The organism is Rhodococcus sp. AQ5-07 (assembly GCF_009707305.1).
In the GTDB taxonomy this organism is placed as follows: Bacteria; Actinomycetota; Actinomycetes; order Mycobacteriales; family Mycobacteriaceae; genus Rhodococcus_F; species Rhodococcus_F erythropolis.
In genome coordinates this window covers 3,464,511-3,485,418 of record NZ_CP046099.1, presented here as the reverse complement: position 1 = coordinate 3,485,418, position 20,908 = coordinate 3,464,511, and the positions used below count along the sequence as shown (strand labels likewise).

Below are 20,908 nucleotides of genomic sequence, written 5' to 3'. Positions count from 1 at the left end.
TGAAACTTCGCAACCTGGCACTGCGGTCGAGGTTCTGAACTATCGTGACGCGCGTGACTGTGCGCAGCGACGAGTTTCCCCTGGATACCGACCTCATGTCGGTGGGGCAACTCGAGCGGAGACGACGATTGACCACGGCGGTGGTCGAGATGCTTGCAGCGATGCCGTCGGATCGAATCCAGATGAAAGAAGTGTCGGAGCGTTCAGGCGTGGCGCTAGGCACTCTCTATCGCTACTTTCCGACCAAACAGCAACTTCTTGCTGCGGCGATGACGGCGTGGAGCGGGCTCGAATCCGCTCGTCGTCCTGAGGAGCCGCGAACAGGCGGCGAAGAGAGCAATGCGTACGAACGGGTTCTGGCACTTCATCGCCGCGAGATGAAGGCATTCGAGCGTAGGCCTCACTTCGCTCGACTCGAGATCGAACTCCATTCGTCCTCGGATCAGTTCGTGATCGAGTCGTTGGATCAGCGCGCGGCTGCACATCGGAGAATGCTGTTCGAATTGATGGACGGTATTCCGGCCGAGACGGCGCGGGTTGCGGCCGTGGCAATGGGCGGCACGATGTTGACGGCCCTTGCACTGTGGACCAGTGGCCGGATCGGATTCGCAGAGGCCCAGCGGAACGTCGAAGACGTCATCGGACTGGTACTTCGCTGAACGGTGTCACTCTAGAATTCAGTTCTTGTTTCTGTCGCTGTGAATGCGAATCATCGCTGCAGCTTTGTGAAAACGAAGACGCAGGGAGCGTCCTTACCTAGAATTCACTTACAAAACTGCCGGGATGTCCGATCCAGGGATCGACGTGTCCGTGAACTGTGAAAGTGAGTCGCAATGAAGCGCTCGTACCGAGCTCGCTCTCGAATCTGGATGGTTGTCCTGGCGTCGGCGACACTGGTGGTGACGGGGTGCGCCGGTAGCAGCCAAGGTACGACCACGGATGCATCGGACGTGACGGTCGGAGTTGTCGGTGACCAGAACAACGGGGGAGAGCCGCGCTCGGGTGGCACCGTGTCGTTTGCCACCTACAACGGGATCAGCAGTCTCGATCCGGCTGACCGTCAGGACGGCGGCGCTACCGGTGGTAGCGAAATGGCGGCCATCTACGACCTTCTGATGCGCTTCGATACGGCGGCGGGCGAATACGTTCCCCACTTGGCGCAGTCTTTGTCGGCCAACGGCGACAACACGGTGTGGACACTGAAATTGCGCGACGGCGTCACCTTCAGCGACGGCACTCCGATGGACAGTGCGGCAGTCCTGTGGAGTATCGATCACTATCTGCAGAAGAAGGGAACTCACGCGCTGGTGTGGAAGACCACTGTGCGCGAGACGAATTCACCGGATCCGAGTACGGTCGTCTTCACATTGGCGCAGCCGTGGGACGAGTTCCCGATCATGTTCACCACCGGTCCCGGCATGATCGTCGCGCCCTCGTCGATGGCTACCGGCACGTTCACCCCGATCGGGGCAGGTCCGTTCACCGTCGAGAAGTTCGCCTCCCAGGACGAATTGGTGCTCGCTGCCCGTCCGACGTACTGGGACGGGGCACCGTACCTCGAGAAGTTGCGCTTTCCGGCAATCGTCAACGAGAAGAGCAAACTCGAGGGATTGCACACCGACGGAATTCAGGTCGCCTATCTGAAGTCTCCCGATTTCATACACGAGGCTTTCGAAGCCGGTGATCCAGGATTTGTGTACTCGGCCAGCATGGCCGGCGTTCTGGCAATCAATCAGCGCGACGATCGGGCAGCGAAGGACGAGCGCGTGCGTAAGGCGATTGTCGCTGCGGTGGACCCGACTACGTTCAACGAGCGAGTTCAGGGCGGCTTCGGCGAACCCGGCACCGACATGTTCGCGTCGTGGTCGCAGTGGCACGGATCGGTGGCCGGGAACGGCTTCGACCCCGAGGCGGCGAAGAAGTATCTCGCCGAGGCGAAGGCCGACGGTTACGACGGAAAACTGACGTACGTCGGTATGAACGATCCGGCGACGCAGCGCAGCGCACTGACGTTTCAGTCGCTCTTGCAGGCAGTGGGTTTCACGGTCGACATCACCTACGCAACCAGCATCAACGATCTGATTTCCATGCTGTACGCGAAGCATGACTACGACGTGTCCTACTTCGCGTTCAACGTGCTGGAAGAGTCACCGTTCGTGCGTATGTACGGCAACCTGTTCAGCGAATCGCCGTCGAACATTCTCGGCTACAAGAACGCTCGGATGGACGAGTTGCTCGGCAAGCTGCAAACAGCGTCGGGCGAGGATGAGCGGCGAGCCGTCATCGACGATATTCAGACCGTGGTCAACGAGACGGCGCCGATGGCCGTGGTCAACTCCGGCAAGGTTTTCATCCCGTGGCGCGAGAACGTGCACGGAGTGATGCCGAGTGCGGACGGGATTCTGCTCTTCGGCAACACGTGGTTGAGCTGACCCCCGTGCGCCTTTTTGGTAGTGCCCACTACCAAAAAGGCGCACCGGGGCTTTGCCCCTAAAGCTCCGCTCGTACCAACTTCGTGGCCTCGACGAGGTTACGAAGCGACGCTTCGACCTCGATCGGCCCCCGTGTCTTCAATCCGCAGTCCGGATTGACCCACAATCGTTCGACTGGAACAGCTTTGAGTGCTTCGCGTAGCGACTCCGCGATCTCGTCGACGCTCGGCACCCGCGGCGAGTGGATGTCGTAGACACCGGGGCCGACGCCGAGATCGAACCCGACCGAACTGAGATCGTCGAGGACCTCCATGTGTGAGCGTGCCGCCTCGATGGACGTGACGTCCGCGTCGAGGCCGGCGATGGCGCCGATCACCGCTCCGAACTCGGAGTAGCACAGGTGCGTGTGGATCGCAGTGGAATCCGCGACGCCCGAGGTGGCCAACCGGAAGGCGCCGACCGACCAGTCCAGGTAGGCGCGCTGATCCTCGGCACGCAGTGGGAGCAGTTCTCGCAGAGCCGGTTCGTCGACCTGGATGATTCCGATTCCGGCGGCCTGCAGATCGACGGTCTCGTCTCGAATTGCCAGTGCGACTTGATTTGCCGAGTCGGCGAGGGGTTGGTCGTCACGGACGAACGACCAGGCCAGAATGGTGACGGGTCCGGTGAGCATGCCCTTGACCGGCTTGTCGGTCAGGGACTGTGCGTACGTGATCCAGTCGACGGTCATCTGCTTCGGGCGCGAGACGTCGCCGTACAGAATCGGCGGACGCACGCAGCGGGTGCCGTACGACTGGACCCAACCGTTGGCGGTGGCGAAGAATCCGTCCAACTGCTCCGCGAAGTACTGGACCATGTCGTTGCGTTCCGGCTCACCGTGAACAAGCACGTCCAGGTCCAGCTTTTCCTGGAGCGCAACAACTTCGGCGATCTCGGCGCGCATACGGTTGACGTACTCGGCTTCGTCGATCTCACCTTTGCGCAGTGCTGCGCGAGCGATGCGGATCTTCGAGGTTTGCGGGTACGAACCGATGGTCGTCGTGGGCAGCGGCGGCAGAGAAAGCAGCTCGTCCTGGGCAGCGCGACGTTCGACGGCGGGCGCGCGACCGGTCGCCGAGTTCAGCACCGCGTCCAGACGGCCTCGAACACTCGCATCATTGAGTCTGCGATCGTCCTTGCGGGTCGACGAGGCCGCTCGTGCCAGAGCGAACTCGTCCTCCACCGACTCTCGGCCCTGTGTGAGAGCGGTTGCGAGAGTTACTACTTCCTTGACCTTCTCGGTGCCGAACGCGAGCCACGAGCGCAGGGCCTTGTCGACATCGGACTCAGCGTCGAGTGTGTACGGAACGTGCAGCAGGGAGCACGACGTGGAGACGGCAAGCGTGTCGACGCTGCCGAGCAAGGCACCCAAAGTGCTCAGTGCCGAGTCCAGATCGGACCGCCAGATGTTTCGTCCGTCGACCACTCCGGCGACGATTAGTTTGCGGGCGAGTTCAGGTACGGAGCCGATCGAATCCTGACCGGCCACCAGGTCGACGGCAAATCCTTCGACGCCGGTGGACGCAAGCGCGGGCAACGCGTCACGCAGCGAACCGAAGTACGACGCCAACAGGATCGACGGCCGCTCGGACAGCGCTGAAAGCTGTTCGTACGCAGCGCGTGCCGCTTCGATTTCCTCATCGGTGCGATCGCCCACGAGGGCGGGTTCGTCGAGCTGAACCCAGCTCGCACCGGCCTTCGCGAGCCGACCGAGTAGATCCGCGTAGAGGGGGAGTAGTTCGTCGAGCCGCGAGAGCAGCGGCTCGTCTGTGCCGACAGCCTTCGAGAGCAGCAGGAAGGTGACCGGTCCGATGACGACCGGGCGGGCTGCAATGCCGTCGGAAAGTGCTTCTGCCAGTTCGGACAAGACCTTGGACGGGTCGAGTGCGAACGTGGTGGACGGTGAAATCTCCGGCACCAGGTAGTGGTAGTTGGTGTCGAACCACTTCGTCATTTCGAGCGGCGCGATGGTGTCCGTCCCACGGGCAGCGGCAAAGTAGCGGTCCAACGGATCGGCGACCGACGCGACGCGGTCGGGCAGCGCGCCGAGAAGAACTGCGGTGTCGAGCATCTGGTCGTAGAAGGAGAAGGTATTGACCGGGATGGAGTCGAGGCCCAGGTCACGGAGGTCGGCCAAGCCCTGCCGACGGAGGTCACGGGCGACAGCCTGCAGGGCGTCGGCGTCGATGCGCCCTGCCCAGTAGCTTTCGGTTGCCCGCTTGAGTTCTCGATGAGGACCGATGCGCGGTGAGCCCAGCACGGTCGAAGTGAATGTTGTTGTCACGGAGTTTCTCCAGATTGCCAATGCATTGATGGCCACTGCCGGCAGACGGGTACACCTCACGAGACCTCGAGTTTCGGCGGACAGTACTGCCCGCACCGCACACGAGGTCCGATGGAGATCTACACGCCCATTCCACGAGGCGGTGGACCGTCGGGCACGGCGTGCCCGACACAGTCGGCAGGTCTTCGGACTCGCGGGCACTCGATCGAGTTGGATCGAACCTACTGGCCGTCGCTTCCCAGGCGGATGCCCAGTGCACATAAACGGCGGTCGTTCCTGCTTACCGCTGCGGGACAGTCCCGGATTTTCACCGGGTTCCCTCTCACTCCGACAGCTTGCGCTGACGGGGCTTCGACGCCGGGAACGGTCTTCGGGGCTCCTCATGACCGCGCCGGGCGAACCAGCTGCATCGACCAGCATAAGGCCAACCCTCCCTGAGCAGTCAAGGAGAGTCGGCGAAGGGCGCTACGCGCGTGACATGTAGGAATTCGAGTCCGGTGGTACGCGCGGAAGATTCTCGGAGGAACGTAGATTCTCCGCCATTTCGACAAGCAGATCCTGCGAAGACGGCGATAGATCGACGACGCGAGAGGTGAGGTTTCGCAGGCGCACGTTGTGCAGCTGTTCGAGGAGAGAGAGGTCCGCCTCGCCGCCCGAGATCGCGGGCGGAGTTTGATCGGACGGGGCGTAGAAGTAGTCCGGATGGACGTTGAAGAAGTGGGCGAGGGCGGCAACCACTTCGGGTGACGGGTTGGTTCGGACGCCGGTGCGCAGTTGGGACAGGTACGGCGTCGAGATGCGGCAGCCGAACTCGGTCATGCCGCGAACGACCATCGCGTTGGTGACGTGAAAGTCGGCAGTCTCGAACAGCGAGTTCAAGCGATCGTTGAACTGGTTCGACATGAGACGTCCCTTCCCCCGTTACGCACAGGCTCCGTCGATTCAATTAACTGCATCATAGCCAGTTATCGAACGATTAGCTGTTTTGGATTCTCGCGAAGGGGGTCGTTTGCAGGGAAAATCCCTAGGGTAGAAGGTCCCTACTTTGAGTGATCTGGACAAATCGCCGTCAAGAATCGCACGGCGAACTATTTGCCGGGGAAGTGGATTCCGGCCATGCGGATCAGAGCCAGCCGTTCGACTCGGCGATTCTGACGGCTTCCGCGCGCGTCGACGCACCTGTCTTGCCCATCGCGGATGACAGATGATTTCGAACTGTCCCTGCGGACAAGAAGAGCGCCCCTGCGATGGCTGCCACGGGTGCGCCGTCGTGAGCGGCGCGCAGTACTTGGGTCTCACGCTCCGTCAGAGGCGACTCGCCGCTGACGAGGCTGTCGGCCGCAAGGGTGGGATCGACGACGCGCAGTCCGGCGTGGACACGCCTGACTGCGTCGGCCAACTGCCTGGCGGGTGTGTCCTTGACGACGAACCCGCCGGCCCCGGCGTGCAGGGCCTTGCGAAGAAATCCGGGACGTCCGAACGTGGTGACGATCAGGACTCGGGTGTCTGGTGCGGCCTCGCGAAGGGCCGCCGTCGCGGCGATTCCGTCCATGCCGGGCATCTCGACGTCCAGAAGCGCGACATCTGGGCGGTGTTCGAGAACAGCGGCCACAACCTCGTCGCCGCGACCGACCTCGGCCACCACGGAGAGGTCGGATTCCAGATCGAGTAGTGCGGCCAACGCTCCTCGCACGAGCGCCTGGTCGTCCGCCAAGAGCAGCCGTATGGTTGCTCGATCGCCCTGGCTGTTCACTCTGTCTCCTGTTCGACTACCTGAAGTGCAAACCCCTGCGGCTGGGGATGAGTGATGATCACTCGTGCGCCCGACGCTCCGGCGCGCTCGCGTAATCCGATCAGACCGTTGCCGGAAGACGTCGACCCGGCCCCTTGCCCGTCGTCGACGACCGACGCACTATTTTCGTCGACCGTGATCCGGCAGTGGGTCGCACCGCTGTGTCGAACGACGTTGGTGACGCCCTCACGGATCGTCCATGCAAAGAGTTCGCGAAGACGCGTGGGAACCATGTCGGTACTGCTCGGCACCTCGTCCTCGATACCAGCCGCACGCAATGCCTCTCGTGCTCGGGCTATCTCGACGGGAAGAGAAATCCCACGAAATCCTTCGACGGCTGAACGCACGTCTGCCAACGCGTCACGCGAAAGTCTTTCGAGGTCGTCGAGTTCGTTGCGCGCACGTTCGATATCGACATCGAGTAGGCGATTGGCCAGTTCGGCTTTGATCGTGATGACGGTCAGCGAGTGCCCGAGGATGTCGTGCAGATCGCGCGCCATCCTCGTTCGCTCCTCCATGATTGCCCGCTGCTCCTGCTCTTCGCGTTCATGGAGCATGGCGAAGTTGCGGCTGATCAGGGACATGATGCCCCAGGTCGCGAATGCGGCCGCGCAGACTCCGAGCGAGAGTCCGGAGTAGTTCCCCCACCCGGACGAGAGGCTCACTATCTCCACGGAGGCCGCGAACACCAAGGCGAGAATGCCGCCCGCGACGGTCGGCAGCAGCGTCACCGCTGTCACCGCGAGATACGGTGCGGCTGCCAAACCAGTCGGCCCGACGCTGACGATCATCACGGCGGCCAACGCGGTCAAGGCGGCCAAAGCCAGTGCAGCTTCGCGAATCGTCGGCCGAGTCATTGTCATTCGACGCCGCTGCTGCGTTGTGGCGAACGTGTAGAGATAGAGCGCACCGAAGGCGACCGTCGCGAGAATCCCTGTCCAGCCGCGCAGTTCGTCGCGCAGATTCCATCCCTCGATCAGTGGCCCGCCGAGAAATACCATCCAGACCGCCGCGAAGAGAACGCCGAAACGATTCCGCCGCGGGAGCGCGACGGAATCTTCTCGGTCAGTCGTTTGCGACAACTACACACGCTCCGTATCTCGTTGGAACCGCCAGATCGCTCCGCCGGCGAAGATGGCGAACCACACCAGGATATTGACGATCCAGGTCCAGTGAATGCTATTGCCCGTCAACGGTGCGTGGGCGAGGGCGTTGATGCCGAACATCGGGGTGAACTGTGCGATGGTCGCCCATACGGAACCGTCGGTGAGCGGCACGAAGAGTCCGCCGCCGAAGGCGAGCAGAGCCAGTCCCGGTCCGAGCAACTGCATGACGTTCTCACTGGGGAGTAGATACCCCATGAACAGGCCGAAGGCCGCGAAGATCGACGATCCCAACCAGGCGATCAATGCCGTTGTGAACCAGAGTGATCCGTCCATCTGCGCCGAGGTGAACGCGCCGACGACGTAGACGACAAGGATCGAGACGAGACCGAGCAGCATCGCCATGATCAGTTTGACGGCGATGTAGGCGACCGGGGTCAGGGGAGTCAGCCGAAGTTGACGGCTCCATCCCGACGCTCGCTCGATCGAGACCATCGCTCCGCCACTGGTAGTTGCAAGCATCGCGCCGTACAGGGCCATGCTGATCATGATGTACGCGGCGACATTGCCGTGTCCGATCCCGTGGTCGTCGTCGCCTTGACCGAGACCGAAGACGAGGAAGAAGACAACCGGCATGACGAGCGTGAAGATCATCGTGCGCCGATTGCGGGTCAGGCGACGAAATTCCAGTCGCAGTAGCGTCGTGTTGAATCCGCCGAGAGGTACGACGGTTCGCTCGGCTCCGTAGGTGTTCGCTTCGGTTGCAGTGGTCATCATTTCTGTCCTTCGGAGTTGTTCGACGTGAGTGCGATGAATGCGTCTTCGAGGCCACGCGAGACGATTTCGAGATCGCGAGCCTGGGTATTGGTCAACAGGAACCGTGCAACGGCATCGGTGTCACCCGAGTGCACGAGCAGTGACTCACCGCGCACCTCGACGGCGTCGGAGTTCGGTATGGCTCGCAGAAGTTCGTCGGTGATGCCTGGAACAGTCGCGCGCAGGGTGCGCCCGGACGCCATCGCCTTGACCTCGGCGGTGGTCCCGTCTGCGACCACGGTGCCTTGCCTGACCAGGATGATGCGGTCGGCGTAGACATCGGCCTCTTCGAGGTAGTGCGTCGCAAAAAGCACAGTGCGACCGTGATCTGCGTCGGCGCGGATGGCGGACCAAAAGTCCCGACGCCCTTCGACGTCCATGCCGGTGGTGGGCTCGTCGAGAATGAGCAATTGCGGGTTCGACAGCAACGCCATCGCAAATCGCAACCGCTGTTGTTGTCCGCCTGAGCATTTGCTGACCAGGCGATCGGAGATGTCGAGGATTCCGGCTCTCCCCAGCACTTCGTCGACCGGACGGGATTGGGCGTACAGGCTGGCGGTCAGCTGCACCGTCTCGGCAACCGTCAGCTCTTTCAGTAGTCCGCCGGTCTGCATGACTGCGGAGACGAGTCCGCGGGCGATCGCCGATCGCGGTGACATTCCGAAGACGCTCACGTCGCCCGACGTCGGCCGGGACAGGCCGAGGATCATGTCGATGGTTGTCGTCTTGCCTGCGCCGTTCGGGCCGAGGAACGCGACGATCTCGCCGGGGCGGATGCTCAGGTCGATACCCTTGACGGCGTCGACGGTTCCGAAACTCTTGCGAAGTCCGGTCAACCGGACGGCGTCGTGTGCCGATCCTTCAGTGAGTGTGTGCAGTGCCTGTGGTGAATGCTGTGCCTGTGCTGAGGTCATACATAGAATCTGCTCGCTTCGAGGTCGTAATCCCTCGTCCGTCCGTCATTCTTCTGCCATGACATTTGTCATCGGGTCGGCCGGTATCTGATTCGGTGCAACCTGGCCGAGGCGCGCGAGGACCAACCCCGCGATGATTGCTGCGCCACCCACAGCTTGGAGTGCAGTGACGGATTCCCCGACCAGGATCCACGCGGCGAGGACCGCGCACAGCACTTCGGTCAGCGCTACGAGAGATCCGATTGTCGGCCCCAGCAGCGTGATTGCGGCGATGCCGGTGAGATAGGCAATGACAGTGCTGACCAGGACCAGGACCACCACCGGCAGCCATACGTTCACCGAATGGTCTGCCACGACGGCGTTCGAGGCCGAGAACTGGAGGGGGAGGACGCCGACGAGTCCGAGCGCGCCGATGACCACTGCACTGACCGTGAGCCCCGATGCCGCGAGCACAACAGGATGGAGATCACCGTCCGCACGTTCGGAAATGACGAAATAGACTGCAAGGCATGCCGCGGCGGCCAGTCCCCAGGCGACTCCGACGGCACTGATCTCTGCCGATCCGAAGACGTCGATCACCACGGCGGCGCCGATCATGGCAACCGCCGCACCGAGAAGCGTCTGCACGCTCGGACGCGCGCCCTTGGTTATCCACACCCATCCGATGACGATGATCGGTGCAAGGTACTCGAGAAGCAATGCGACGCCGACCGAAAGATGTTGCACGGCATTGAAGAAGCACAGTTGAACGCCCGAGATCGCGAACACCCCGTACAGCAGTACCGTTCGCGTGTGGGCGCTCACCTGTCGTAGGCGAGGCCATTGGGTGGCTACGGCGATCGCCATCATCACCAGTGCGCCGCCGGCAACGCGCGCGAACACTGCGCCGCCGGGGGACCACCCCGATTCGATGAGAGACTTCGCGAACGGGCCCGAGACGCCGAACGTTGCCGCGGACAGCAGAGCGAAGATCAAGCCGTTGCGAGAGTTCACGTCGTCACCCGTCAGGAGTAAAAGCGATTACGATGCTGACATTAGGTTGATAGAGCTCAGGAGTCAAAGTGCATTTTGCTGGTGACACGGAATCGGCGCTCGTCTTCGCCGCGTCGTTGGTCAACACGGCCCGCGGCGGGGCTGAACTGCTTCCGGATCAAGAGGAGCTGACACGGTTTCTCGACGCGGATCATTGGACCGGCAGGCGGGACGGCACGCGGGAGGAATTGACGGCGGTTCGTGCGCTGCGTCCACGACTGCGAAAGTTCTGGGAAGCCGCGGGAGTGGACGACGCCGTCGAGGTGGTGAACACGCTGCTACTCGAATCCGGCGCGAGGCCGCGGCTCACCAGGCACGACGACCTCGGCTGGCATCTGCACGTCACCGCTGACGATTCGCCACTGGTGGACCGGATGGCCGCAGAAGCGGCGATGGGTGTGCTCGATCTGATCCGAACCGACGAATTCTCGCGGTTGCGATGGTGCGAGGCCCCGGACTGCGAAGCGGTCTTCGTGGATTTGTCGCGCAATCGTTCGAAGCGATACTGCGACACCGGAAACTGTGGGAACAGGGCGCACGTCGCCGCCTATCGGGCCCGTAAATCCGGTGCGTGACCAAGCGGTGCTCGGAGGGATAGAACCAGGCTGAGTGAATACCTTGTCGGGAGCCAGGATCGGTCTAGCGTTGTGAATTCGGAACAGATTTCGCGAAGCCAGGAGGATGGTCGGTGGCCGATCGTAGGCGTCCACTCAAGACGGTGACCGGTGTCAGCGGGGCGGTGAGTATCTACGACGCCGCGATCGATCCGACGACTTCGACGGTCGCGTCCGCGATCGACGTCGCAAAGACGGCCGAGGCGAACAAGATCGACGGACTGTTTGCCGCCGACCTGCTGAGTTTCGGCGCGCAGGGCGCGATCGGCGCGCAGGAGCCGTTGATCTTCCTTGCCGCGCTGAGTGCGGTCACCACCCATGTGGGGCTGATCGCCACCGTCACGACAACATTTCATCACCCTTTCAACCTGGCACGGTTGTTCGGCACCCTGGACCACGTCAGCAATGGTCGAGCCGCATGGAATGCCGTCACTTCCTCACTCGGAGAAGAGAACTACAGCGACCTGGACCTGCCGAGTCCGGAGGAGCGGTACGCCCGAGCGGCCGAATCGCTCGAGGTGGTCAACGCACTCTTCGACAGCTGGAAGCCCGGCGCCCTGACCCGGGGAGAGGGCTCAGCGGTGCTCGATCCGTCGAGGGTGGTCCCCATCGAGCATCGAGGCAAGTACTTCACGGTGCAGGGGCCGCTGAACATCCCCTCCCTGCCGCAGCGTCGTCCGGTCCAATTCCAGGCCGGCCAATCTGCCGGAGGTATCGAACTGGGTGCTCGCTTCGCGGAGGTCGTATTCACTTCTCTCGCAACCTTCGAGGACGCGGTCACCTACACGAAGACGATCCGCGCCCGGGCGGCAGAGTTGGGGCGTGGGGACGAACTGCCACTGATTTTCAGCTCGTTCCACGCAACGTACGGCGCTACCGAAACCGAAGTCGAACGATTGGTCAGAGAAGCCGAGGAATCGACGGACTTCGACGCCGGTCGCACGAGGCTTGCCGACATGTTCGGCGGTGACGTGGATTTCTCGGAATTGCCGCTGGATCGGCCGATCCCGGAGTCGTTGTTGCCGGACCCGTCGTCGGTGAATCGACGACGGGGCCGGGTCGAGATCTTCGGCAAGCTCGCATCACAAGGAAAGACTCTGCGTGAGTTGATCATCGCGTCCAAGGACACCGGCCACTGGGCAGCGGCGGGCACCCCGGAACAGCTCGCGGACGCGATCGAGGAACGATACGACGCGGGCGTACTCGACGTCATCACGCTCGGTGACCTTGCCGATCCGCGTACACGCGATTTCGTCACGAACGGACTGCTGCCGGAACTACGCAAGCGCAGAATCGTGGGAACAGATTACGTCGGGGGTACCTTCCGTGAGAACCTCGAGTTGCCACCGCTACCACCGGTTTCCAGCACCTAGTTGTTGGAGGCGAGTGAGCGCATGAAGAACATGAGGTTGGCCGGCCGTTCCGCCAGGCGACGCATGAAGTAGCCGTACCACTGGCTGCCGTAGGGAACGTAGACCCGCAGGTGATTGCCTTCGGCTACCAATCTGCGTTGTTCGCCGTCGCGGATGCCGTAGAGCATCTGAAACTCGAAATCCTCGGCTGTCCGTTCGGTCAATGTGGCGAGTTCGAGGGCGGCGTCGATCATGGTGGGATCGTGGGAGGCGACCATCGGGTACCCGTCACCTTCCATCAAGACCTTCAGGCAACGCAGGTACGACGCGTCGACTTCGCCGGGCTTTTGGAACGCAACGTCGGCCGGTTCCTTGTATGCACCCTTGCACAGCCGAATTCGTGAACCTGATCCGGAGAAGTGCCGGCAGTCGGCCTCGGTGCGGTGCAGATACGCCTGCAGGACCGTGCCGAGCGTCGGGAAGTCGCGGCGCAACTCTTCGACGATGGACAGTGTCGAGTCGGTGGTGGTGTGATCCTCCGCATCGACGGTGACCCACGCGCCCACTTCGTCTGCCGCTGTGACGATTCGGTGAGCGTTCGCCAGGGCGATCTTCTCGCCGTCGCCGGGAAGTGACTGCCCTAACGCGGAGAGCTTGAGCGAAACCTCGAGAGTGTGTTGCGTCCCAGCCGCTTCGGAAAGCGTTGCGTACGAGCGGAGAAGGGAGAGATAGGCGTCGACGGTAGCTGTTGCCTGAGCTGGATCGGTAGTGTCCTCGCCGAGGTAGTCGACCGTCACGAACCGGCCACTGGTGAGGATGTCGCGTACGGCTGACACCGCTGCGGGTTCCGCGTCCCCGGCGACGAACCTGTCTACCAGCTTGCGGGTCAAGGTCATCCCGGAGACTGTCTTCTCCAGCCGCGACGAGCGTGCCGCCGCGAGGAGTACCGGGCGCAGCGGGTTGCTCAGCGAGACGGCACTCATCAACGGTTCTCGCTCTCGGCTGGATCGACGTCCTGGTGGGGGTAGCGATGATCGGTGGGAGGAACGAAGGTTTCCTTGACGGTGCGTGTCGACGTCCAACGGAGCAGGTTCTGCGGTGAACCGGCCTTGTCGTTGGTACCGGAAGCTCGAGCGCCGCCGAAGGGTTGTTGTCCGACTACCGCGCCCGTCGGCTTGTCGTTGACGTAGAAGTTTCCGGCGGCGAACCGCAGACCGTGGTGAGCTTGATCGACGGCCGCACGGTCGGTGGCGATCACGGCACCGGTCAGGGCGTACGCGGATCCGCTGTCGATACGAGCGAGGATGTCGGCGTAGGCATTCGGTGCGGAGTCGTCGTAGACGTGCAGGGAGAGTATGGGGCCGAAGTACTCGGTGCTGAAGGCCTCGTCACTGGGGTCGTCACCGAGCAGGACCGTCGGCGAGATGAAGAATCCTTCGCGGTCGTCGTAGTCGCCGCCTGCTGCGATGGTGAGGCTGCCGGTCGACTTGGCTCGGACGATCGCGGCGGCATTGCGGTCGAAGGAACGCTGGTCGATGACGGCGCCGCCGAAGTTCGTCAGGTCGGTGACGTCGCCGTACTTCAGTGACGACACTGTGTCGATGAACGTGTCGCCCATCTTGGCCCACACCGATTTCGGGACGAATGCCCGTGACGCGGCCGAGCATTTCTGTCCCTGATAGTCGAAGGCCCCGCGGATCAATGCCGTCGTGAGTACGTCGGGGTCTGCTGAACTGTGTGCGAGTACAAAATCTTTGCCGCCGGTTTCGCCGACGAGACGCGGATACGTCCGGTAGTTCGAGATGTTGGCTCCGACCTCACGCCACAAACGCTGGAACGTTGCGGTCGATCCGGTGAAGTGGATGCCCGCCAGGCGAGGGTCGGCCAGCGCGACCTCGGACACCGTGGGGCCGTCGCCGAGAACAAGATTGATCACCCCGGGTGGGAGGCCGGCGGCTTCGAGTAGTTGCATCGTCAGGTACGCCGCGACGGCCTGCGTCGGTGACGGCTTCCAGATCACGGTGTTGCCCATCAGGGCCGGTGCGGTGGGGAGATTTCCGGCGATGGCGGTGAAATTGAAGGGGGTGATCGCGTAGACAAAACCTTCGAGTGGTCGATATTCGACGCGATTCCAGACTCCCGGAGCGGAAACGGGTTGGTCGGCGAGTATCTGGCGTGCGAACGCGACGTTGAAACGCCAGAAGTCGATCAGTTCGCACGGGGCATCGATCTCGGCCTGATATGCGGTCTTCGACTGACCGAGCATTGTTGCGGCGGCGATGGTTTCGCGCCACGGGCCGGAGAGTAGATCGGCGGCGCGGAGGAAGACCGCCGCGCGGTCGTCGAACGAGAGGTCGCGCCAGGCCGGGGCGGCGAGCGTAGCGGCGTCGATGGCATCACGAACATCCGAGTGCGTTGCGCCCGCAAACGATCCGATGACCGAGCTGTGACGGTGTGGTTGAACTACGTTCTCCCGCTTGCCTTCCGCAGTTCGGTGGACGCCCCCGATGACCTGTCGGATGTCGGTGGGTGTCTCGGCCAGTTCGGTCAGTTTGGTGCGTAGGCGTGATCGTTCCGGGCTTCCCGGCCCGTAATTGTTGACCGGTTCGTTGGCTGGGTGGGGGACATTGGTGACGGCGTCCATGACGATCCTTCGGCAGACTGATGGGTGGGGCAGTTGTCGTGTCGTCATCAGTCAAGCCGAAAGGAGTCGGCGAGTAATCCGCTGATCGGCCAAACTTCTCGGACGCTGTTTGTTCGATCGGCTGAACCATTTCCGCAGGAAAATGCACTATTCTCGAAATTGAGGCGTTGGAACGGTCCGGAAAGTGGGTGGTACGTGGCTATCCGTGAGGTCAGGCTCGACGCGGTCCTTCGGGCGCTGGGCGGAGCCTTTGTCGAGCTCGTCTTCGCGCCGTCAGGTGATGACGTCTTCGTCGACTCCGTGGTGTTCGCGGAGGTCGGGGACCTCACACGCCCCGGAACCGCGGACGTCGAATCCTCTGAACTCTGGCTCGCTGTCGGTATCGGTGCAGCCGAATTGGCAGCCTGGCTGAACCGCGTCGATCAGAAGGGATCAGCGCCTCGGGCCGTCATGTCGAAGGAGGCCTCGGACACGTCGGTGCGCGCGGCGGCACAGCGCGCCGGGATCGCCTTGATGGCAGTCCATCCGGACGCTCGTTGGGATCGATTGTTCACTACGATCCGGGGCGTGCTCGATCATTCGGTATCTCGTCAGGATTCGGAGGACGTTGTATTCGGCAGTGACACAGACTTGTTCGAGCTGGCGCAGAACGTCGCGTCACTCACCCGGGGGATGGTCAGCATCGAGGACGAGCGTTCCCACGTCATGGCTTATTCGGCATCAGGGGATGCTGCGGACGAGCTCCGCCGGCAATCGATCCTCGGCCGTGAAGGACCTCGGGAATACCTCCGGAAGCTGCAGGAGTGGGGCGTCTTCGAAAGCTTGCGGCGAAGTGACGACGTAGTGGAGGTGCCTGCGCACGAAGACCTCGCGATCAGGCGACGGTTGGTGGTTCCCATTCGCAGAATTTCCGAGAACGTCAAGGGGGAGAGCGGTTTCAGTTCTGATCTACTCGGCACGATCTGGGTTCAGGAAGGCCCGCTTCCCATCGCCGGCGATGCCGACAGAGTACTCCGCGGTGCCGCGGCCATTGCAGCTCGGCTGATTTCGCGCATCCGAGACGCGCCGAGTAACGAGGCGATACAGGTTCAGCGCTTGCTCGGGGTTCGCGGCGGCGGCGTCGATGTTCCTTCTCTGGCGGCCTCGTTGTCCATCCCGATGTCCGGACCCGCGATGGTGATCGGCGTGGCGAGTGTCGGGGGCAGCGTGTTGTCGGCTTCGGGTGAGCTCGTGTCGTCGTTGCGCCTGCACGCCAGTGCCTTTCATCGTGAATCGCTGGTGAGTGCATTCGGCGCCCGGATCTATGTGCTGTTTCCGCGAACCCAATCCGTGAAATCCACAGTCTCGTGGACCCGTGAAGTTGTCGCGCGTTTGGACAAGTTGTCGCCCTCGGGTTTACGGGCCGCAGTCTCGTCGCCGGTTTCGACGCTCACTGAGGTGGCTAGGGCTCGCGCCGAAGTGGATCGGGTCTTGGACGGAACGTCGGGGGATGTTCGTGTGACCACCCTCGCGGACTCGCGCACTCCGGTGCTGCTGGGCGAAATCATGGACGCGATTGCGGCCGACGAGCAACTGCACGATCCGAGAATCGACGCGCTCGACGTCTACGACAGGCGTAACGGGTCGAACATGCGTGAAAGCGTCTCCGTTTACCTCGCGCATTCGGGCGATGTCCGACGCGCGTCCGAGCAGCTTCGCATTCACCCGAACACACTCAGGTATCGGATCAAAAGGGTCGAGGAGATAACAGATACCGACCTGTCCGAGCCCTCGACGAGGCTGTTGATGGAGATTCAGTTGGCGGCGTCCGCTCGCGCAGTGAGTTCGCCGAACCTGTCGGACCCCAGCAGTACTCTTCGCGAATGATCGACTCAGCGAAGGTGCCAGGCGCAGCGCGCGCATATTTCGACGGCGGAGACGTCCGTGACGTGTTCACCGAAGACGCGGTGGTGCGTGACGACGGCCGGACGTATGTCGGCATCGAAGAAATCGTGGCGTGGAAGTCCGCCGTGTCGACGGCGTTCACCTTTACCCAGAAGATCGAGTCGGTCAACACCCCAGGCTCGGCCGTTGTCGTGTCGGTGAAGGTCGAGGGTGATTTTCCCGGAAGCCCCGTCCAGTTGCATCACCATTTTTCTCTCGACGGTGATCGGATTTCCGCTCTCACGGTGTGCCCCTGATGCCCACCGCTGACGAACTGCTCGGGAAATCCGTCGTCGCCGATCTGGCAGGCTGTCTCGAGCGAGCCTCCGGTCAGACACGCCTCGCCCTCGTTCGGGGTAGTACATCCGAATTCGACGGTATGAGTCTCGGCGAACGTACCCGCGTTGTGCGGGACGCGATGACTGCCGAACTGCCTCAGGATCTTCCGGCCTTCGCCGAGATCATCCGCCGTGCGCTTTCAGCGGAGACCTTCACTGGTTGGATGATCTGGCCGGTGACCGAAGCTGTCGCCGTCACGGCGACACGAAGTGGCTCCGAGTCGGATTTCGACGAGGGAATGGCTCTGCTTGCCGAGCTGACGTCGCGTCTGACGGCCGAATTCGCAATTCGCACATTTCTCGAGACGGACCTTGACCGTTCGCTGGCGATCGCACTCACCTGGACCGGTCATGAAGACGAACACGTCCGGCGCTTGGCGACCGAAGGCACTCGTACTCGTTTGCCCTGGGGAAGACGAGTGAAAGAATTGACGGCGTGCCCCGAGTCGACAATCGCCATTCTCGACGAGCTGTATCAGGATGATTCGGAATACGTACGACGTTCGGTCGCAAACCATCTCAACGATCTCAGTCGTGCTGACGCAGCGCTCGCCGTGTCGACTGCGAAGCGTTGGTTACAGACACCGGATTCCAACACACTTAAAATCGTCAAACATGCATTGCGGACGTTGATCAAGGCCGGCGACCCGGATGCTCTGTCTCTTCTGGGGTTCTCGCCGCCCACCGACGTCGTGGTCGAAGGGTTCGTCATCGACCGCGAAATAGTCGATGCGGGTGGAGAACTCACTTTCGACTTCGCCGTCACGAACAACGGCAGCGAGTCCGTCACCGTCGTGATCGATTACATCGTCCACCACGTGAAGGCCAACGGGACCACGACGCCGAAGGTCTTCAAACTGACAACACGAACGCTCGAGCCTGGGGTGCCGGCCCGCATCGCGAAGAGGCATTCCTTCAAACCGATCAGTACCCGGAAGTACTATGCCGGCGACCATGCCGTCGAAGTGCAGATCAACGGTGTACGCCAGGTGCGAGGCGAATTCCGCTTGGAGGCGTGAGTGACCCCACCAGGTGTGGTGGGGTCACTCCAGTACCGATCCAATGCCCGCACGGATGTCAGCGCATGACCTGTACCTGTTCGGCGATATCAGCGGCCAGGGCCATCGCAGTCAGAGCGAGGCCGTTGTTGAGGTCGTATCGCAGTTGTCCGACATGGCCGTCCTGGACAGCGCGAACTCGTTTCCACGTGGGCGACTCGGCTTCGACGGCGTCGGGGTTCTGTAGCAGTACGAAGTCGGCCTGGTCGAAGATCGCGAGCTCCTCGAGGCTGTAGAACGTCGAATCCTTCCGATCGGGTGCGGCATGGGCGGCGTCAGTCAAGACGTTCAGGCCGAGGTCCTGTGCAACCGACACGGCGAACGTGTTGTTCTGCAGCCAGATCTGACCGCTGTCTGCACCGGCGATCGCAATCGACTTGCCTTCGAGGAGACCACCGATCTTGGCCCGCGCTTGAGCAAGTTCGGCGTTGTATCGGGCGATGACGCGTTCGGCGACTTCGCGGCGATCGAGCGCCGTGAGCTGCGCGGTCATGGCCTGTTTCCAGGACGAGCCCGTCGTGCCCTCGTCAACGACGAGCACCGGGGCGATGTCAGTGCCGAGCAGGCCCTTGTCCTGGTAGTAATCCCACCAGCCTTTCCCGACAACCAACAGATCGGGGTCGTAGCTCAGTATCGATTCGGCATTCGGTTCGTTGTTCGTCCCACCGAGGCGAGCTGCGCCGGCGGGTACCTTCTGCATGAGTTGAGACTTCGGATCCCAATTGGTCGCGACGATCGGGTACTCGGCCAGTAGTGCAAAATCGAGGGCGCCTCGGGCTTCGAGCACCACGACACGCTTGGGGTCCCGCGGGAGGCGGTAGGTCTGGTCCGCGACGACGATGTCGACCCACTCGTCCGAGGCTTCGGTGCCGCTGGATTCGCTCGAACATGCAGACAGCGCGCCCAGTGCACCGAGCGCCGCCGCACTGGTCAGGAACCCGCGTCGTGTCAAGGAATCGATCAGACGGGTGAATTCGTCGTCCACATCTTTTGTCGACTGCAAGGGGGTTTCGGTCGCAGAAGGGGACACCGTCGGGTGGAAGGTTTTGGTCGATTCGATCACAGGCATGAGAAGGCGCAGCTCCATCTGATGTTCCGGGCATTGGCAGGTGCCTAACCAACGTATTCGAACTTCGCAGCCGGATCCTTACTCGAAAGCGCCAACCGCTCAGCGGATTTGGCCATTCTTCACGGACTCGTGCCACGGGACTCGCCCCTCGGATTCGGCTTGTTGTGGAGGGGCGCGCCCATCTGATCCGAACTCGAGGTATCGTGGCCGTCATGCAGCGCGTCTATTTCTGGTTTAGCAGGCCGGCCCCGGGTGGGCCTGCCGGCGTAACCACGCGCTGACAACCTCCACCCAAGAGCCGGACTACAGACCGGCTCGCTGGAGTTTCTCTTCATCTCTGGGGTCGGCCTGAGAACAGGAAACCGAAAACCCCATGACTGTCACCATCGACACCACCGCAGCTTCGGACAGCCTCGACGATCAGCGCACTGTGAGTATCAGTCCGCTCGTGTCACCGGCGACTGTTCGTGCTCAGCACGCTCCGGACGAGGTCGCGGCCGCAACCGTGCGGACCGGCCGTGCCGACACGATCAACATCCTCAACGGTGACGACGACCGTTTGATCGTTGTTGTCGGACCGTGCTCGGTACACGATCCGGAAGCTGCGATGGACTACGCCCGTCGGTTGGCTGCCAAGGCCGAAGAACTGCGGGACGACCTGCACATCGTGATGCGGGTCTACTTCGAAAAGCCGCGCACCACGCTGGGTTGGAAGGGCCTGCTCAACGACCCCCACCTCGACGGCACGTTCGACATCAACACCGGGCTCGGTATCGGCCGCAAGTTGCTTCTCGACGTGTCGAGTCTGGGCCTGCCTGTCGGCTGCGAGTTCCTTGATCCGATCATGCCGCAGTACATCGCCGACCTGGTCAGCTACGGTGCAATCGGCGCCCGGACCGCCGCCAGTCAGGTTCACCGTCAGCTGTGCAGCGCGCTGTCCATGCCCGTCGGCATCAAGAATTCCACCGAAGGTGATGTGCAGGTAGCCGTCGACGGTACCCGCGCCGCGGCGGCGAGCCATGTGTTCCCCGGAACGGATCTCGACGGCCAGGCTGCCTTGATTCGGACCGCGGGCAACCCGGACTGCCATGTCATTCTTCGTGGCGGCAGCGACGGACCGAACTACGATGCCGAGACCGTCGCGGATACCCTTGCTCGCCTGCGTAAGTCGAACCTGCCCGAGCGCGTGGTCATCGACGCGAGTCACGGTAACAGCAGCAAGGACCACGAGCGTCAGGTCGTCGTGCTGGACGACATTGCCCGACGTCTGACCGAGGGTGAGCAGGGAATCGCCGGCGTCATGTTGGAGAGTTTCATCGAGGCCGGCCGTCAGGACCTGACCTTGGGTAAGGCGGACGAGCTCACCTACGGTCAGTCGATCACCGACGCGTGCATCGACTGGTCCACCACCGCAGCGCAGTTGGACCGTCTGGCGCAGGCCGTTGCGGCTCGGAGGGGCTGACGCCCCCGTGCGCGTTTAGGGAGTGCCTGGACTCGC

General features: G+C 62.4%; 18 protein-coding genes and 1 riboswitch. Of the genes, 8 read left to right on the top strand and 10 right to left on the bottom strand.

From position 1 onward, the window contains the following. Positions 1-44: 44 nt before the first annotated feature. Positions 45-659: a TetR/AcrR family transcriptional regulator gene (locus GJB56_RS16040; protein WP_113683316.1), complete on the top strand. Its 615-nt coding sequence runs from the start codon at positions 45-47 to the stop codon at positions 657-659. 174 nt (positions 660-833) lie between these two features. After that, complete coding sequence (locus GJB56_RS16035) at positions 834-2,432, top strand: ABC transporter substrate-binding protein (protein WP_020908860.1); 1,599 nt, start codon at positions 834-836, stop codon at positions 2,430-2,432. Between the two features lie 58 nt (positions 2,433-2,490). Here GJB56_RS16035 and metE read toward each other — a convergent pair whose 3' ends face one another. The 7 genes from metE to GJB56_RS16000 form a co-directional block, all read right to left on the bottom strand. Next, a complete protein-coding gene (metE, locus tag GJB56_RS16030; RefSeq protein WP_113683353.1) occupies positions 2,491-4,755 on the bottom strand; it encodes a 5-methyltetrahydropteroyltriglutamate--homocysteine S-methyltransferase in 2,265 nt (754 codons plus the stop codon). 159 nt (positions 4,756-4,914) lie between these two features. Beyond that, a riboswitch (cobalamin riboswitch) is annotated at positions 4,915-5,123 on the bottom strand. Positions 5,124-5,220: 97 nt separating this feature from the next. Further along, positions 5,221-5,658 carry a helix-turn-helix domain-containing protein gene (locus tag GJB56_RS16025; RefSeq protein WP_019745008.1) on the bottom strand — a complete coding sequence of 146 codons (438 nt, stop codon included), beginning with the start codon at positions 5,656-5,658 and terminating at the stop codon, positions 5,221-5,223. 220 nt (positions 5,659-5,878) lie between these two features. Then, on the bottom strand, positions 5,879-6,508 hold the full coding sequence (locus tag GJB56_RS16020; RefSeq protein ID WP_019745007.1) for a response regulator transcription factor: 630 nt from the start codon (positions 6,506-6,508) through the stop codon (positions 5,879-5,881). Then, positions 6,505-7,629: a sensor histidine kinase gene (locus GJB56_RS16015; protein WP_021332163.1), complete on the bottom strand. Its 1,125-nt coding sequence runs from the start codon at positions 7,627-7,629 to the stop codon at positions 6,505-6,507. Before GJB56_RS16015 ends, GJB56_RS16020 begins: the two co-directional genes overlap by 4 nt. Further along, complete coding sequence (locus GJB56_RS16010) at positions 7,630-8,424, bottom strand: ABC transporter permease (protein ID WP_019745005.1); 795 nt, start codon at positions 8,422-8,424, stop codon at positions 7,630-7,632. It lies immediately after the preceding gene. Then, positions 8,424-9,380 carry an ABC transporter ATP-binding protein gene (locus tag GJB56_RS16005; protein ID WP_020908858.1) on the bottom strand — a complete coding sequence of 319 codons (957 nt, stop codon included), beginning with the start codon at positions 9,378-9,380 and terminating at the stop codon, positions 8,424-8,426. The genes GJB56_RS16010 and GJB56_RS16005 overlap by 1 nt, the downstream gene beginning before the upstream one ends. A 45-nt stretch (positions 9,381-9,425) precedes the next feature. Continuing rightward, positions 9,426-10,373, bottom strand: coding sequence for an EamA family transporter (locus tag GJB56_RS16000; protein ID WP_021345335.1), 948 nt, complete (start codon positions 10,371-10,373; stop codon positions 9,426-9,428). A 68-nt stretch (positions 10,374-10,441) separates the two neighbouring features. Between GJB56_RS16000 and GJB56_RS15995 the strand changes: the two genes are divergently transcribed. Together GJB56_RS15995 and GJB56_RS15990 are read left to right on the top strand one after the other, a co-directional pair. Then, positions 10,442-10,987: a CGNR zinc finger domain-containing protein gene (locus GJB56_RS15995; RefSeq protein ID WP_020908856.1), complete on the top strand. Its 546-nt coding sequence runs from the start codon at positions 10,442-10,444 to the stop codon at positions 10,985-10,987. 113 nt (positions 10,988-11,100) lie between these two features. Next, on the top strand, positions 11,101-12,399 hold the full coding sequence (locus GJB56_RS15990; protein ID WP_020908855.1) for an NtaA/DmoA family FMN-dependent monooxygenase: 1,299 nt from the start codon (positions 11,101-11,103) through the stop codon (positions 12,397-12,399). On the opposite strand, the gene GJB56_RS15985 is transcribed toward GJB56_RS15990, so the two are convergent. Further along, positions 12,396-13,361 carry a proline dehydrogenase family protein gene (locus tag GJB56_RS15985; RefSeq protein WP_019745000.1) on the bottom strand — a complete coding sequence of 322 codons (966 nt, stop codon included), beginning with the start codon at positions 13,359-13,361 and terminating at the stop codon, positions 12,396-12,398. The two genes, GJB56_RS15990 and GJB56_RS15985, sit on opposite strands and share 4 nt — an antisense overlap. Then, on the bottom strand, positions 13,361-15,022 hold the full coding sequence (gene pruA / locus GJB56_RS15980; protein ID WP_021345333.1) for an L-glutamate gamma-semialdehyde dehydrogenase: 1,662 nt from the start codon (positions 15,020-15,022) through the stop codon (positions 13,361-13,363). Before pruA ends, GJB56_RS15985 begins: the two co-directional genes overlap by 1 nt. 195 nt (positions 15,023-15,217) lie before the next feature. On the opposite strand from pruA, the gene GJB56_RS15975 reads away from it, so the two are divergent. Genes GJB56_RS15975 through GJB56_RS15965 form a run of 3 tightly spaced genes read left to right on the top strand, consistent with a single transcriptional unit; the run spans position 15,218 to position 18,302 of the window. Then, complete coding sequence (locus tag GJB56_RS15975) at positions 15,218-16,888, top strand: PucR family transcriptional regulator (RefSeq protein WP_084325174.1); 1,671 nt, start codon at positions 15,218-15,220, stop codon at positions 16,886-16,888. Further along, positions 16,885-17,202 carry a nuclear transport factor 2 family protein gene (locus GJB56_RS15970; RefSeq protein ID WP_020908852.1) on the top strand — a complete coding sequence of 106 codons (318 nt, stop codon included), beginning with the start codon at positions 16,885-16,887 and terminating at the stop codon, positions 17,200-17,202. Before GJB56_RS15975 ends, GJB56_RS15970 begins: the two co-directional genes overlap by 4 nt. Then, positions 17,202-18,302: a DNA alkylation repair protein gene (locus GJB56_RS15965; RefSeq protein WP_021345330.1), complete on the top strand. Its 1,101-nt coding sequence runs from the start codon at positions 17,202-17,204 to the stop codon at positions 18,300-18,302. The genes GJB56_RS15970 and GJB56_RS15965 overlap by 1 nt, the downstream gene beginning before the upstream one ends. Before the next feature lie 58 nt (positions 18,303-18,360). On the opposite strand, the gene GJB56_RS15960 is transcribed toward GJB56_RS15965, so the two are convergent. Then, positions 18,361-19,410, bottom strand: a complete 1,050-nt coding sequence (locus tag GJB56_RS15960; RefSeq protein WP_230090990.1) for an ABC transporter substrate-binding protein — start codon at positions 19,408-19,410, stop codon at positions 18,361-18,363. Positions 19,411-19,783: 373 nt separating this feature from the next. Here GJB56_RS15960 and GJB56_RS15955 point away from each other — a divergent pair, with 373 nt between their 5' ends. After that, positions 19,784-20,872: a 3-deoxy-7-phosphoheptulonate synthase gene (locus GJB56_RS15955; RefSeq protein ID WP_020908849.1), complete on the top strand. Its 1,089-nt coding sequence runs from the start codon at positions 19,784-19,786 to the stop codon at positions 20,870-20,872. Positions 20,873-20,908 lie beyond the last annotated feature (36 nt).

Excerpts from the sequence above, each read along its gene's own strand:
- GJB56_RS15955 (WP_020908849.1), top strand. The coding sequence starts at position 19,784 with ATGACTGTCACCATCGACACCACCGCAGCTTCGGACAGCCTCGACGAT.
- GJB56_RS15985 (WP_019745000.1), bottom strand. The coding sequence starts at position 13,361 with ATGAGTGCCGTCTCGCTGAGCAACCCGCTGCGCCCGGTACTCCTCGCG.
- GJB56_RS16025 (WP_019745008.1), bottom strand. The coding sequence starts at position 5,658 with ATGTCGAACCAGTTCAACGATCGCTTGAACTCGCTGTTCGAGACTGCC.
- pruA (WP_021345333.1), bottom strand. The coding sequence starts at position 15,022 with ATGGACGCCGTCACCAATGTCCCCCACCCAGCCAACGAACCGGTCAAC.
- GJB56_RS16005 (WP_020908858.1), bottom strand. The coding sequence starts at position 9,380 with ATGACCTCAGCACAGGCACAGCATTCACCACAGGCACTGCACACACTC.
- GJB56_RS15970 (WP_020908852.1), top strand. The coding sequence starts at position 16,885 with ATGATCGACTCAGCGAAGGTGCCAGGCGCAGCGCGCGCATATTTCGAC.
- GJB56_RS15960 (WP_230090990.1), bottom strand. The coding sequence starts at position 19,410 with ATGCCTGTGATCGAATCGACCAAAACCTTCCACCCGACGGTGTCCCCT.
- GJB56_RS16010 (WP_019745005.1), bottom strand. The coding sequence starts at position 8,424 with ATGACCACTGCAACCGAAGCGAACACCTACGGAGCCGAGCGAACCGTC.
- GJB56_RS15965 (WP_021345330.1), top strand. The coding sequence starts at position 17,202 with ATGCCCACCGCTGACGAACTGCTCGGGAAATCCGTCGTCGCCGATCTG.
- GJB56_RS16035 (WP_020908860.1), top strand. The coding sequence starts at position 834 with ATGAAGCGCTCGTACCGAGCTCGCTCTCGAATCTGGATGGTTGTCCTG.